At 68.0% G+C, this 13,772-nt stretch carries 10 protein-coding genes; 6 read left to right on the top strand and 4 right to left on the bottom strand.

Features of this window, described 5'->3' with window-relative positions; genetic code table 11:
* Positions 1-24 precede the first annotated feature (24 nt).
* Positions 25-2,349, top strand: a complete 2,325-nt coding sequence (locus tag Q9235_RS04060) for a bifunctional salicylyl-CoA 5-hydroxylase/oxidoreductase (protein ID WP_306225503.1) — start codon at positions 25-27, stop codon at positions 2,347-2,349.
* Positions 2,350-2,361: 12 nt separating this feature from the next.
* On the opposite strand, the gene Q9235_RS04055 is transcribed toward Q9235_RS04060, so the two are convergent.
* Entirely contained in the window at positions 2,362-3,624 is a 1,263-nt protein-coding gene (locus Q9235_RS04055) for an MFS transporter (RefSeq protein WP_306225502.1), read from the bottom strand.
* 461 nt (positions 3,625-4,085) lie between these two features.
* On the opposite strand from Q9235_RS04055, the gene Q9235_RS04050 reads away from it, so the two are divergent.
* A complete protein-coding gene (locus tag Q9235_RS04050) occupies positions 4,086-5,180 on the top strand; it encodes a tlde1 domain-containing protein (protein ID WP_306225501.1) in 1,095 nt (364 codons plus the stop codon).
* Positions 5,181-5,186: 6 nt separating this feature from the next.
* Here Q9235_RS04050 and Q9235_RS04045 read toward each other — a convergent pair whose 3' ends face one another.
* The 3 genes from Q9235_RS04045 to Q9235_RS04035 form a co-directional block, all read right to left on the bottom strand.
* A complete protein-coding gene (locus Q9235_RS04045) occupies positions 5,187-5,435 on the bottom strand; it encodes a hypothetical protein (protein WP_306225500.1) in 249 nt (82 codons plus the stop codon).
* Positions 5,436-5,463: 28 nt separating this feature from the next.
* The gene (gene topA / locus Q9235_RS04040; RefSeq protein ID WP_306225499.1) at positions 5,464-8,130 is read right to left on the bottom strand and encodes a type I DNA topoisomerase; all 2,667 of its coding nucleotides are present in this window, start codon (positions 8,128-8,130) and stop codon (positions 5,464-5,466) included.
* A 215-nt stretch (positions 8,131-8,345) separates the two neighbouring features.
* Positions 8,346-9,470: a serine hydrolase domain-containing protein gene (locus Q9235_RS04035; protein WP_306225498.1), complete on the bottom strand. Its 1,125-nt coding sequence runs from the start codon at positions 9,468-9,470 to the stop codon at positions 8,346-8,348.
* 139 nt (positions 9,471-9,609) lie between these two features.
* Here Q9235_RS04035 and Q9235_RS04030 point away from each other — a divergent pair, with 139 nt between their 5' ends.
* The 4 genes from Q9235_RS04030 to dprA are packed head-to-tail and all read left to right on the top strand — an operon-like array spanning position 9,610 to position 13,772.
* On the top strand, positions 9,610-10,554 hold the full coding sequence (locus tag Q9235_RS04030; protein WP_265059009.1) for an aspartate carbamoyltransferase catalytic subunit: 945 nt from the start codon (positions 9,610-9,612) through the stop codon (positions 10,552-10,554).
* A gap of 17 nt (positions 10,555-10,571) precedes the next feature.
* Complete coding sequence (gene pyrC, locus Q9235_RS04025; RefSeq protein WP_422678267.1) at positions 10,572-11,888, top strand: dihydroorotase; 1,317 nt, start codon at positions 10,572-10,574, stop codon at positions 11,886-11,888.
* A gap of 32 nt (positions 11,889-11,920) precedes the next feature.
* Complete coding sequence (gene plsY, locus Q9235_RS04020; protein WP_306225497.1) at positions 11,921-12,544, top strand: glycerol-3-phosphate 1-O-acyltransferase PlsY; 624 nt, start codon at positions 11,921-11,923, stop codon at positions 12,542-12,544.
* Positions 12,545-12,560: 16 nt separating this feature from the next.
* Positions 12,561-13,772: a DNA-processing protein DprA gene (gene dprA / locus Q9235_RS04015; protein ID WP_306228108.1), complete on the top strand. Its 1,212-nt coding sequence runs from the start codon at positions 12,561-12,563 to the stop codon at positions 13,770-13,772.

The raw sequence follows: 13,772 nt of genomic DNA, 5'->3' as shown, positions 1-13,772 counted from the left end.
ACCGGCTCCCGGATGGAGGCGTCGATGCGTATCGCGGTCGTGGGCGGAGGGCCGGCGGGGCTCTATTTCGCGCTCCTGATGAAGCGGGACTGGCCGGAGCTGACGGTCGATGTCTTCGAGCGCAACCAGCCCGACGACACCTTCGGCTTCGGCGTCGTCTTCTCGGACCAGACGCTCGACACCTTCAAGGCGGCGGATGCGCAGAGCTATGCCGCGATCCGCGACAATTTCGCCTACTGGGACGATATCGAGATCCGCTTCAAGGGCGACAGCTACCGCGTGCCCGGCAACGGCTTCTGTGGCTGCTCGCGCCGCTCGCTGCTGATGCTGGTGCAGGCGAGGGCGCGCGAGCTCGGCGTCAACCTGCATTTCGGGCAGGAGATCGCCGATACCGAGGCCTTGAAGCGCGATTACGATCTCGTCGTCGGCGCCGACGGCATCAACAGCCGCATCCGCGAGAACTGGCGCGAGCGCTTCCAGCCGCAGACCGACCTGCGCCCGAACCACTTCACCTGGATGGGCTCGACCCGCCCCTTCGACGCCTTCACCTTCTTCTTCAAGGAAACCGAGCACGGCGTCTTCATCGCCCATTGCTACCAGTACGAGGCCGGCCGCTCGACATGGGTGCTGGAGACCGACCCCGAAACCTTCGCTAAGGCGGGTCTCGGCGCGATGGACGAGGCGCAATCGGCCGCTTTCCTCGAAGGCGTCTTCGCCGCGGAGCTGGAAGGCCACAAGCTCATCACCAACCGCTCGCTCTGGCGCAATTTCCCGATGATCCGCTGCCGCAACTGGGTGGTCGAGAACGTCGTGCTGATCGGCGACGCCAAGGCGACGGCGCATTTCTCGATCGGCTCCGGCACGAAGCTCGCGATGGAGGACGCCATCGCGCTGCACAAGGCGATGGGGCAGGCGAGGCTCGATGTCGCCGCCGGCCTCAAGCTGTTCGAGACGCAGCGCCGCGAGGAGGTCGAGAAGACCCAGCACGCGGCCGATGTCTCGCTGGTCTGGTTCGAGGAGCTGAAGCGCTTCTGGGATTTCGAGCCCCTGCGCTTCGCCTTCGGCCTGATGACCCGCTCAAAGGCGATCACCTACGACAATCTCGCCCTGCGCGCGCCGGAAATGGTCACGGCCGTCGACAGGCTCGTCGCCGATGGCCTCGGCGATCTCGCGAAGCGCCGCAAGGACGGCTCGCCCGTGCCGCCGGCCTTCCAGCCTTTCAGGCTGCGCGAGATGCGGGTCGAGAACCGCATGACGCTCTCGCCGATGTGCCAGTACTCGGCCGAGGACGGCCTGCCGGGTGACTGGCATCTGATGCATTACGGCTCGCGCGCCATCGGCGGCCCCGGCTTGATCTTCACCGAGATGACTTGCGTCGCGCCGGACGCCCGCATCACCCCCGGCTGCACCGGCCTCTGGAACGACGAGCAGGAAGTCGCCTGGAAGCGGATCGTCGGCTTCGTCCACGCTCATTCAGCGGCAAAAATCTGCCTCCAGCTCGGCCATGCCGGGCGTAAAGGGGCGAGCAAGCTGATGTGGGAGGGCATGGATCGGCCGCTGTCGGAAGGCGCCTGGCCGATCGTCTCGGCCTCGCCGCTGCCCTACTATCCGGAAAGTCAGGTGCCGCGCGAGATGACCCGCGCCGACATGGACCGGGTCAAGGCCGAGTTCGCCGCCGCCGCCGAGCGGGGGATTCGCGCCGGCTTCGACATGCTGGAGCTGCACTGTGCCCATGGCTATCTGCTGGCGAGCTTCCTCTCGCCATTGACCAACAAGCGCACCGACGAATACGGCCGCTCGGTCGAGAACCGCCTGCGCTATCCACTGGAGGTCTTCCGGGCGTTGCGCGAGGTCTGGCCGCGCGAGAAGCCGATGTCGGTGCGCATCTCCGCGACCGACTGGGTCGAGGGAGGCCTTTCGGCGGCTGATTCCGTCGCGATCGCCGAGGCCTTTGGTGCCGAGGGCTGCGATCTCGTCGACGTCTCGACCGGCCAGACCGCGCGGGAATCGCGCCCGGTCTATGGTCGCATGTTCCAGACGCCGTTCTCGGACCGCATCCGCAACGAGGCGGAGGTCGCGACCATGTGCGTCGGCAACATCACGACCGCCGACCAGGTCAACACGATCATCGCTGCCGGCCGCGCCGATCTCGTCGCGCTGGGGCGCCCGCATCTGGCCGATCCGTCCTTCGTGCTGCGGGCGGCAGCCTGGTACGGCGTCGATGCCGACCAGCCGGTGCAGTACGGGCCCGGCAAAGACCAGCTCATGCGCAACACGCCGCGCGAGCGTCAGGACCTCGAAGAGCTGAAGCTCAAGGCCAAGCCCACCCGTCACGCCGTGACAAAATAGGCGGTCTCCCGCCTACTTGCCTTCGGCGTGGCTCCGGCGCCCGGAGAGCGAGACGTCGGGAATGGTCGGCGGTGCCGGCTTGCGCTCGCCGAACGGATTGGCCGAGGGCGGGTTGCGCCGCAGGCGGAAGGCGAGATAGGCCGCGGCTGCCGCTGAAAGCACGCCTAGATAGGCCAGGAGCCCGTTCGGCCCGGCTGCCTGCATGAAGGCGGCGGCAACCATGGGGCCGATCGCCGAGCCCACCGCCCAGAGGAAGAGCAATTGCGCGGAGAGGCCGAGCGCGCGTTCGCGGCCGAGCCGGAAATAGGCATGTGCCACGGCGACCGTGTAGATCGGCATGGCGCCGGCGCCGATCAGGGCGAAGAGCCCGAACAGCCAGAAGCGCGTATGGGGAACGGAGAACCAGAGCACGGCTCCCAGCGCCAGCGTGCAGAGCACGACCGACCCGGTGGCGCTCAGCATGATCTTGCGGCTATCGACGCGGTCCGCCAGCAGGCCGAGCGGCCACTGCAGCACGAGCGCGCCGATCTGGATGCCGGCCGTCAGCAGGATCGCCCAGGCCTGGTCGAGGCCGATCAGAATGCCATAGGCCGGTGCGATATTGGTCAGCGCGCCGCCCATCAGGCCGACATAGAGGCAGCCGATCACCGAGGCAGGCGCGTATTGCCACATCGTGTTGAGCCGGACCGAGACGACCTCACCCGATTCAGGTCCCTTGGCACGGGTCATGCCGACCGGGATCAGCGCGATCGAGAAGGTCGCGCTCGCCAGCAGGAAGATGTCGTGGGACTGCAGCGAGACATAGCCGACGCCGATCTGCGAGCCGATCAGCGCCAGGCGGTTGAGGATCTGGTAGAAACCGAACAGGCGCCCGCGCTGGCCGGCCTTGGCCTGGCCGCTGATCCAGCTCTCGATGCAGATGGCGTGGCCGGCGCCGGCGAAGCCCATGCCGAGGCGCGAAATGCCCCAGAAATCGAGCGACGTGAGCGCGAAGCTGATGGTGAACACCGCTTGCAACGCTGCGAAGACGCCGAAAGCGCGGATATGCCCGACGCGGCGGATGAAGGTCGGCACTAGGAAGCAGCCGGCGAGGAAGCCGACGGAATAGGCCGAGCCGACGAGGCCGATCAGCAGCGGCGCCTTCTGCTCCAGCGCCATCTTCAGCGGCACCACCGTGTTCACGATGGTCGAGGCGATCTGCAGGATCAGCGCCCCGCTGACGATCGCGCCCAGCGCGGCGACGGAGCTTGTCTTCGGCTCGGCTGGCTGGCTCACGGCGATCCCGGCCTCCGGCGCAGCCGCCGGGAAAGCCTCGGGTTCCGGCGGCGGCAACTCATGCGGTTGCGATGCTTGCGACATATCCGATTCGAGGGCCGGTTTGGGAAAAATGGGCTGGTATTGCAGCCTGGCCGGGAAAGATGGGCCAATCGGGGCAGCCTGCGAAAAATCCTCGTCTTTCTTCCTCCTCCGTCCGGACTCGATCGTGCCGTCTTTCGATGGTCATGCATCCCCGCGCCGAAGTCCGCTCCGCCGCGCGCGAACCACGAAAATTTATCGATACGGTTCACCGGCGATTAACCAAGGCGGCGCCTTATCGACACGGAACGAATTTTGGGTTCTCCCGGCATGCTCTGTCACCTCGCGACATGCACCGCGCCTCCGCTTGTCGGGGTGCGTGCGGCGGCGCTGTGCCTGCGGCCGCCGGGCGTGGCGTAAGCGTATCGAGAGTGCGGCGGATGACCTATGCGACCTATGTCCGGGAAGGTGGCGCACCTTATGTACGGTCGCGCCGCCGCCGCCGACCCCTTCTGAAGGGCTTCCTGCTCGCGCTCGCCCTCGGCGGCGGCGCGATGTCCGGCTTCTGGATGCTGGGGCAGGTGGCTCCGTCCCCCGATGCCGGCAATCCCCAGTCCGCAACAGCCCGGAAGGCGTCGAATGCCCGCGTCGCCCAGCAGCAGGCGCCGGCCTATAGCGGTCTGCTCGATCCGGCCTTGTCGGCCGGCAAGGGCGCTTCCTTCGTTCAGGGTGCTCCTGCGCGTGCAGCCTTCCAGCCCGCTGCTCCGTCACAGTCCTCCCTCGCCGCTGTCGCTTCCGCCGAGCCAGCCCTGCCGTTGCCGCCGCAGCCACCCGTCACGCTGGCGGAGAAGGCTGCGCCCATGCCGGTGCCGCGTCCGCTCGACCTGTTGCCGAAGGGTGAACCCCAGCAGCTTCAGCCGCAGCAAGCTCAGCCGCGCGTCGCTCAGCCGGGTACCTCGCGCCGCAACCGCACCGCAGCCGCCGCGCCGACGCCCGAGGACAACCGCAATTTCTTCGAGAAGCTCTTCGGCGTGCAGAAGCAGGCGGAGCCGGCTGGTCCCGCGCTCGCCTATGCCGCGCCGCAGGACGACATTATCGACCGCGGCCGCATCACCCGCCTCAGCCCCTCGACCGGCACGCCGCCGCGCACCGCCGAGGCCGGCACGGCGATCTACGATATCGCCGCCAAGATGGTCTACATGCCGAACGGCGAGCGGCTGGAGGCGCATTCCGGCTTCGGCGAGATGATGGACGATGTCCGCTACGCCCATGTCCGGATGAAGGGCGTCACCCCGCCGCATACCTACACGCTGACCGAGCGCGAGGCGCTGTTCCACGGCGTGCGGGCGGTCCGGCTCAACCCTGTCGGCGGCAGCGGCGCGATCCATGGCCGCACCGGTTTGCTGGCGCATACCTACCTGCTCGGGCCGCGTGGCGACTCGAACGGCTGCATCTCGTTCAAGGATTATGACCGCTTCCTGCAGGCTTTCCTGCGCGGCGAGGTGAAGCGGATCAGGGTAGTCGCGAGCCTCTGAGCGCCACTAGGACCGGCGTGAACGGCCGCTGATCCGCAGGATCAGGCCGGTCGCGGTCAGGACGCAGCCCAGCACGAAGGGCGGGACGAAGACCATGAGGGCTTCCGTATCCTCCCAGCGAAAGTAGAACCGGGAGAGGCTGCAGCCGCCCGAGGCTAGGCCGCAGGCGAAGAGGTTGAGCCCGACCCAGCCCGCGAAAGCGAGAAGGCAGAGCACTGCTCCGCCTCCGATCAGGAGCCAACTCGCGAGCCGCATTCAGGCCGTCCCAGGCATCTAAAGCCCGTTAGCCGCGCGCGGCCTTCGGTGCCTTTTTCGCGGCCGGCTCTGCCTCGGCCGCCTTCTTCGCAGGGGTCTTCTTTGCCGCAGCCTTCTTGGCGGGCGCCTTGGCCTTGGCTGCACCTGCAGCGGCCTTCGGCTTGCCCTTGCCGCCCTTGGCCTCGGCCTTGGCGTTCGCCAGCTCGATCGCCTGTTCCAGCGTGATGCTCTCGGCCGTCATCGTCTTGGGCAGGGTCGCGAAGATCTTGCCCCAGGCGACGTAAGGTCCGTATTTGCCGGCCTTGACCTCCAGGGCGCCTCCGGCGGGATGGTCGCCGAGCGCCCGGCCCGGCGTCGCCGCAGCCCGGCCACGCCCGCCGCCGCTTTCCTTGGCGACGATCAGGTCGATGGCGCGGTTGGCGCCGAGTTCGAGCACATCGTCGTCCTTGTCGATATTGGCGTAGACCTTGCCGTGCTGGACGTAAGGCCCGAAGCGCCCGATGCCGACGAGGATCGGTTCGCCGCTCTCGGGATGCCGGGCGACTTCGCGCGGCAGCGAGAGCAGGGCGAGCGCCTTCTCCAGCGTCACGCTCGCCGGGCTCATGCCCTTGGGCAGGCTCGAGCGCTTGGGCTTCTCGCCCTCGCCGAGCTGGATATAGGGGCCGAAGCGGCCGTCGCGCAGCGTGACTTCGAGATTGGTCACGGGGTCGGTGCCGAGGATGCGCACGCCCGGCGCGCCCTGGCCGCCCTCGGCAGACGCCTCGCCATCGGCGGCGGGCACGGAGAGGGGGCGCGTATAGCGGCATTCCGGATAGTTCGAGCAGCCGACGAAGGCGCCGAACTTGCCGAGCTTCAGCGAGAGCTGGCCGTTGCCGCAGGTGGGGCACACCCGAGGATCGGAGCCGTCGGCCTTTTTCGGAAAGATATAGTCGCCGAGGATGCCGTTCAGCGCCTCCAGCACGTCGCCTACGCGCAGATCCTTGGTCTCGCCGATCGAGGCCTGGAACTCGTCCCAGAACGCGCGCAGCAGCGCCTTCCAGTCGATCTCGGCATTGGAGACGCGGTCGAGATTCTCTTCCAGGTTGGCCGTGAAGTCGAACTCGACATAGCGCTTGAAGAAGCTCTCCAGGAACGCCGTGACCAGCATACCCTTGTCCTCGGGCACGAGGCGCTTCTTCTCGATGCGGACATACTCGCGGTCGCGCAGCGTCGAGAGCGTCGCGGCATAGGTCGACGGCCGGCCGATGCCGAGCTCTTCCATGCGCTTGACCAGGCTCGCTTCCGAGAAGCGTGGCGGCGGCTCGGTGAAATGCTGGTCGGCGGCGATCGCGCGCTTCTCCAGCTTGTCGCCGGCCTTCATCGCCGGCAGCTTCTTGGAATCCTCGTCCTCCTCGTCGTCGCGGCTTTCCTGATAGAGCGTCAGGAAGCCGTCGAAGAGCACGACCTGGCCGGAGGCGCGCAGGTCGAGATTGCGGGCGCCGACCTTGGCGGAGATATCGACCGTGGTGCGCTCCATCTCGGCCGATTCCATCTGGCTCGCGATGGTGCGCTTCCAGATCAGTTCGTAGAGCTTGGCCTGCTCGGGTTCGAGCTGGCGCGCGACCATGGCCGGCAGGCGGCCGAGATCGGTCGGGCGGATGGCCTCGTGGGCCTCCTGCGCGTTCTTGGCCTTGACCGTGTATTTGCGCGGCGCGTTCGGCACGTATTTCTCGCCGAATTCCTTGCCGATAACGCGGCGTGCCGCAGCAATCGCCGAGCCGTCCATGTCGACGCCGTCGGTACGCATATAGGTGATGAGGCCGACGGTCTCGCCGCCGATATCGACGCCTTCATAGAGGCGCTGGGCGAGCTGCATCGTCCGCGCCGGGGCGAGGCCGAGCTTGCGCGAGGCCTCCTGCTGCAGCGTCGAGGTCTGGAAGGGCGGCTGCGGATGGCGCTTGACCGGCTTGGCCTCGACCTCGCTAACGGTGAAGAGCGCGGTTTCCAGCGCCGCCTTGAAGGCCTTGGCCTCTTCCTCGTTGCCGATATCGAGCCGGGCGATCTTCTTGCCGTCGGCGCCGACGAGCCGGGCCTCGAAGGTCTGGCCGGACGTGGTCGCGAGCGTCGCCACCAGCGACCAGTATTCGCGGGCCCGGAAGGCCTCGATCTCGCGCTCGCGGTCGCAGACGAGCCGCAGCGCCACCGACTGCACGCGGCCGGCCGAGCGGGCGCCCGGGAGCTTCCGCCACAGCACCGGCGAGAGCGTGAAGCCGACGAGATAGTCGAGCGCCCGGCGCGCCAGATAGGCATCGACCAGCGCCTGGTCGATCGCGCGCGGATTGGCCAGAGCCTTCTGCACGGCGTCCTTGGTGACGGCGTTGAAGGTGACGCGTTCGACGGGGATGCCCTTGAGCACCTTCTTCTGGTTCAGCGCTTCCAGCACATGCCAGGAGATCGCCTCGCCCTCGCGATCCGGGTCGGTTGCGAGGATCAGCTTCTCGGCGCCCTTAACGGCGCGCGCGATCTCGGCAACCTGCTTGGCGCCGCGGCCCTCGATCTCCCATTTCATGGAGAAGTCGTTGTCGGGCTCGACCGAGCCGTCCTTGGCCGGCAGGTCGCGGATATGCCCGAACGAGGCGATCACCTCGTAGTCGGAGCCCAGGTATTTGTTGATCGTCTTGGCCTTGGCCGGCGACTCGACGACGAGGAGCTTCATGGTTTTCGTGTCTCGATGACAGCCTTGATCAGAGCGCGGAGCCGGCCCTGAAGGGCGGTCCCGCGACCCGCAAGACCGCTGCGGTTCGGATTTGCGCGCGAAAGTGGTTCAGCGCGCCCGCTCTGTCAAACCCCGAATGGGTGGTGACGACGATCGCCTGCCCGCTGATGCAGCGGTGAGACATGGGGGCGATCGCCGGCTTTGCAAGCGGAGCCTCAGCCCCGCGCCGCCACCAGCCGGTCGATGAAGCCATCGGTCTGGGCGCCGTTGATCCAGCGCAGCACGGCGACGACGTCCTGCTCGGGATCGACCCAGATCACATTGCTGCCGGCGCCGAGCGCCGAGAAGGACGAGGCCGGCACGCCCGGGCGCGCCGCCAGCCACCAGAGATAGCCGTAATTCGTCAGGGTGGGCGAGGGCGTCAGCATCCGCTTCACCCACTCGCGTGACAGAATCTGCCGGCCGCCCCAGTCGCCCTGCCGGCCGATCAGCAGGCCAAAGCGGGCATGATCGCGCGCGCCGATGAACAGCCCGCCGCCCCAATGACCGCCGCCCGGCACCGATTGGATCGAGCGTCCGTCGATATCCGTAAACGAGGTGCTGTAGCCCTCCCAGCGCCAATCCGGCGAGGCGCCGATCGGGTCCATCACCCGCTCGCGCAGCACCTCCGGCAGCGGCCGGCGGAAGCGCTCCAGCAGCGCGTAGGACAGCACGTTCACCCGCACGTCGTTATATTCGTAGAAAGAGCCGGGCGTCTTGAGCTCGCGGCGCTGGCCCTTGCGGCTGTTATCGGCGCCGGGGCCGATCTGGCGGTTATGGTCGACCTGGTCGGACTTGCCGAAGATCTCGCCCTGCCATTCGCTGGACTGCTGCAGCAGGTGGCGCCAGGTGATCTGGCCGTTATGAGCCCCGGAGAAGACGGGGCCGGCGACCGTCGCGCCGACCGCCTCGTCCACATCCGTGATCAGCCCGTCGTCGAAGGCGATGCCGGCGAGCACCGCGAGATAGCTCTTGGCGATCGAGAAGGTCATGTCGGTGCGGGCGGTATCGCCCCATTCGGCGACGATGCGCCCGCCCTTCAGGATCAGCCCGGCCGGGCCGCCGCGCTCGCGCACCGGGCCGACGATCTCGGTCCAGGGGCCGCGCTCGTTCCACTCGACATTCCCGACATAGCTGCCGTCCGGATAGTACAGGCTGCGCGGCCAGGGGCTTTCCTGCTCGCGAGCGAAATCGACCGCAGCTTTCAGTCTGTCCGGGTCGAAGCCGGCCTTGGCGGGCGCGATCGTCTGCCAGAGGGTGCCATCCGCGGCGGGGACGAAGGCATCGGTCAGGCTGGACAAGGCAGCATCCTCACGCACAGCGGAAAACCCGATTGGTAGCGCCGTTCGGCCGAAAGCTCCACGACCCACAGGACATGTGCGCTCCCGGCCCGGGGCGGCTTGCGCCATCAACGACTCGCGCCTAAACAGCCTGCTTCAAATGACATCGCCAGCACCGCTCTACCCGCACCGCCATCTCCTCGGGATCGAGGGGTTGTCCCATCTGGACATCGAAGCGCTATTGGACAGGGCGGAGGACTATGTCTCCCTCTCCAGGCAGGTCGAGAAGAAGACCACGGCGCTACGCGGCCGCACCCAGATCAACCTGTTCTTCGAGCCTTCGACCCGGACGCAGGCCTCGTTCGAACTCGCCGGCAAGCGCCTCGGCGCCGACGTGATGAACATGTCCGTCGCCTTCTCCTCGGTGAAGAAGGGTGAGACACTGATCGACACGGCGGCGACGCTGAGCGCGATGCGTCCCGACATCATCGTGGTGCGCCATCATGCGGCGGGCGCGGTCAACCTGCTCGCCCGCAAGGTCGGCTGCTCGGTGATCAATGCCGGTGACGGCGCGCATGAGCATCCGACGCAAGCCCTGCTCGACGCATTGACGATCCGCCGCAACAAGGGCCGCATCCAGGGCCTGACGGTGGCGATCTGCGGCGACATCCTGCATTCGCGCGTCGCCCGCTCCAACATCATCCTGCTGAACGCGCTTGGCGCGAAAGTCCGACTGATCGCCCCGACGACGCTGCTGCCGCCCGGCATCGAGCGCATGGGCGTCGAGATCTTCACCGACATGAATAAGGGCCTGGAAGGCGCCGACATCGTCATGATGCTGCGCCTCCAGCTCGAGCGCATGAACGGCGCCTTCGTGCCCTCGGCGAAGGAGTATTTCCGCTATTACGGGCTCGATCAGGAGAAGCTGGCGCGCGCTCAGGCTGACGCGCTGGTGATGCATCCCGGCCCGATGAACCGCGGCGTCGAGATTTCCTCCGCCGTCGCCGACGGGGCCCAGTCGCTGATCCGCGAGCAGGTCGAGATGGGCGTCGCCGTCCGCATGGCGGTGCTCGATGCGCTCGCCCAGCACCTGCCGAATGTCTGAGCGTAAAGAGACCGAACATGGCTGACACGCAGGACATGACGTCGAGAGACTTGGCAATCGTCAACGCGCGCCTGATCGACTCAGGCACCGGGCGCGAGGGCGCAGGTTCCGTTCTGATCCGCGATGGCGCGATCGCCTCGGTCGAATGGCAGGGCGCCCCTGCCACGGGCGAGGGCGTGCGCCGCATCGATGCCAAGGGCCAGGTGCTGACGCCCGGCCTCGTCGATCTGCGCGCCTTCCTCGGCGAGCCCGGCGCCGAATTCCGCGAGACGCTCGGCACAGGCTCGCAGGCCGCTGCCGCCGGCGGCGTCACCACGGTGGTCTGCCGCCCGGATACCAACCCGGTGATCGATGATCCCGCGATCATCGATTTCGTCAAGCGCCGTGCCCGCGACAAGGCCGTCGTCAACGTGCTTTCCTGCGCCGCCCTGACCAAGGGGCTGGAGGGCAAGGAGATCACCGAGTTCGGCCTGCTGCTGGAGGCCGGAGCGGTCGCCTTCTGCGATGGCGCGAGGGGTCTGCGCAATCCGCAGGTCATGCGCCGCGCCATGATCTATGCCCGCAACTTCGATGCCCTCATCATGAATCATGTCGAGGACCCCGATCTGCGCGGCTCCGGCGTGATGAACGATGGCGAATTCGCCAGCCGCAAGGGTCTGCCGGGCATTCCGATCGAGGCCGAGACGGTGATGCTGGAGCGCGACATCCGCCTCGCCCGCGCCAGCGGCGCCCGCTACCATGCCGCGATGATCTCCTGCGCGGAATCGGTCGAATTGGTGCGCCGCGCCAAGCAGGACGGCGTGCGCATCACCTGCGGCGTCTCGATCAACAACCTCACCCTCAACGAGAACGACGTCGGCGAGTACCGCACCTTCTGCAAGGTCACGCCGCCGTTGCGCCATGAGGACGACCGCCTCGCCATGGTCGCGGCCCTGGCCGAGGGCGTGATCGACGTCGTCGTTTCCGATCACGACCCGCAGGATGTCGAGACCAAGCGCCAGCCTTTCGCCGAATGCGCCGACGGCGCGCTCGGCATCGAGACCATGCTCTCGGCTGCCCAGCGCCTGGTCCAGGCCGGGCAGGTTAGCCTGCCGCAACTTCTTGCCGCGCTCTCGGCGCGGCCGGCAGCGTTGATCGGCCTTTCCGCCGGCAAGCTCGCGGTCGGTGCCCCCGCCGACCTCGTGCTCTTCGATCCCGAGGCGCCGTTCGTCGTCGACAAGCGCAAGCTCAAGTCGCGCGCCAAGAACTCTCCCTTCGACGAGGCCCGGCTGGAGGGCATCGTGGCGGCGACTTTCGTCGGCGGCCGGGTGGCTTACGAGGCTGAGCCGGGCTAGGCTGTCCGCGAACCGCGGGGAAAAGGGGCGGCATGACGGATGTTCTGAACTGGGGCCTCTCCGGCCCCGCCACGCTGGTCGCCCTCGTCGTCGGCTATCTCTTCGGCTCGATCCCCTTCGGCATCATCCTGACCAAGCTCGCCGGTGGCCCCGATCTGCGCAGCATCGGCTCGGGCAATATCGGCGCGACCAACGTGCTGCGCACCGGCAACAAGAAGCTCGCGGCCGCGACCCTCGTCGGCGACATGCTGAAGGGCACGGTCGCGGTCCTCGTCGGCGCGCGCTTCCTCGGCGGTCCGGAGGCGGCGCTGGCGGCTGGCGTCGGCGCCTTTCTCGGCCATCTCTTCCCGGTCTGGCTGGGCTTCAAGGGCGGAAAGGGCGTCGCGACCTATATTGGCGTGCTGATCGGCGTGAAGGCCTCGATCGCGCTCGTCTTCGCGGCGATCTGGCTGAGCCTCGCTTACCTCTTCCGCTATTCCTCGCTTTCGGCATTGGTCGCCAGCGCGCTGACGCCCCTCCTGCTCTGGTTCTGGGTCGGGATGCCCAAGGCGGCGCTCGTCATGGCCGGGCTCACCGTCCTGCTCTGGATCATGCACCGGGAGAACATCGCCCGGCTCTTGGCCGGGCGCGAAGGCAAGATCGGCCAGAAGGGCTGACGGGGCCATGGCTGGGATCGTCCTGTCCGATCGCCAGCGTCTCGATTGGTTGCGGTTGATCCGCAGCGAGAGCATCGGCCCGCGCAGCTTCCGCTCCCTGATGAACCGTTTCGGCGGCGCGGCGGCGGCGCTGGACGCGCTGCCGGATCTCGCCCGGCAGGCGGGCCGCGACATCCGCATCTGCCCGGCCGGAGAGGCCGAGCGCGAGTTCGACGGCCTGTCGCGCCTCGGCGGCCGCTTCATCGCGCTGGGCGAAGCCGACTATCCCCTGCCATTGCAGGCGATCGATTCGGCCCCGCCTTTGCTGGCGGTGCTCGGGCGCGCCGATATCCTGCAACGCCCTGGTGTGGCGCTGGTCGGCTCACGCAACGCCTCGGCGGCCGGCATGAAATTCACCGCGCGCCTCGCCCGCGAGCTTGGCGAGGCGGATTTCGCGGTGGTTTCGGGGCTCGCGCGCGGCATCGACACCGCCGCCCATGAGGCGAGCCTCGATACCGGTACGGTCGCCGTGCTCGCCGGCGGGCTCGACGAGATCTATCCGCCGCAGAACATCCCGCTCGCCCGACGCATCGTGGAACGCGGCGCCGTCGTCAGCGAGATGCCGCTCGGCTGGGTGGCCCGTGCCCGTGACTTCCCGCGCCGCAACCGCCTGGTTTCGGGGCTGTCGCTGGGGACGGTCGTGGTCGAGGCGGCGCGCCGCTCGGGCTCGCTGATCACGGCGCGCTTCGCCAACGAGCAGGGCAGGTTGGTCTTCGCCGTGCCGGGCTCGCCACTCGATCCACGTGCCGAGGGCGGCAACCACCTCATCCGGGAGGGCGCGACGCTCTGCGCTGAATCGGCCCATGTGATCGAGGCGCTGCAGCCCTTGCGCAAGCGCGAGCTCGACCTGTCGCCTCCGCCTCGCCTCATGCGCGAGGCCGTCGGCGAGCCGGCCTCCGAGGCGATGTGGGACGAGCTCGACCTGCCCGAGATCATACCGGCGCCCGGCTATGCCCGGCACGAGGATGGCTTCGAGCTGGAGCCTGCCTCGTCATCGCGGTCGGCCGGTGCCGCCGATCCCGGCCGCCGTGTGCTCGATCTCCTCGGGCCGACGCCGATCGCGCTCGACGATCTTGTCCGGGCCAGCGGTCTCGCGGCGGGCGAGGTCGGCCATGTCCTGGTCGAACTGGAACTCACGGGCGCGATACGGCGCCATCCCGGCGGAGCCCTGTCGCGCCTCGCGCCTTGA

Origin of the sequence: Bosea beijingensis (assembly GCF_030758975.1) — a bacterium.
In the GTDB taxonomy this organism is placed as follows: Bacteria; Pseudomonadota; Alphaproteobacteria; order Rhizobiales; family Beijerinckiaceae; genus Allobosea; species Allobosea beijingensis.
The sequence above is the reverse complement of the archived record's forward strand: the minus strand, read 5'-3'. Positions and strand labels throughout refer to the sequence as shown.

Excerpts from the sequence above, each read along its gene's own strand:
- Q9235_RS04060 (WP_306225503.1), top strand. The coding sequence starts at position 25 with ATGCGTATCGCGGTCGTGGGCGGAGGGCCGGCGGGGCTCTATTTCGCG.
- Q9235_RS04050 (WP_306225501.1), top strand. The coding sequence starts at position 4,086 with ATGACCTATGCGACCTATGTCCGGGAAGGTGGCGCACCTTATGTACGG.
- Q9235_RS04045 (WP_306225500.1), bottom strand. The coding sequence starts at position 5,435 with ATGCGGCTCGCGAGTTGGCTCCTGATCGGAGGCGGAGCAGTGCTCTGC.
- topA (WP_306225499.1), bottom strand. The coding sequence starts at position 8,130 with ATGAAGCTCCTCGTCGTCGAGTCGCCGGCCAAGGCCAAGACGATCAAC.
- Q9235_RS04030 (WP_265059009.1), top strand. The coding sequence starts at position 9,610 with ATGACATCGCCAGCACCGCTCTACCCGCACCGCCATCTCCTCGGGATC.
- pyrC (WP_422678267.1), top strand. The coding sequence starts at position 10,572 with ATGGCTGACACGCAGGACATGACGTCGAGAGACTTGGCAATCGTCAAC.
- plsY (WP_306225497.1), top strand. The coding sequence starts at position 11,921 with ATGACGGATGTTCTGAACTGGGGCCTCTCCGGCCCCGCCACGCTGGTC.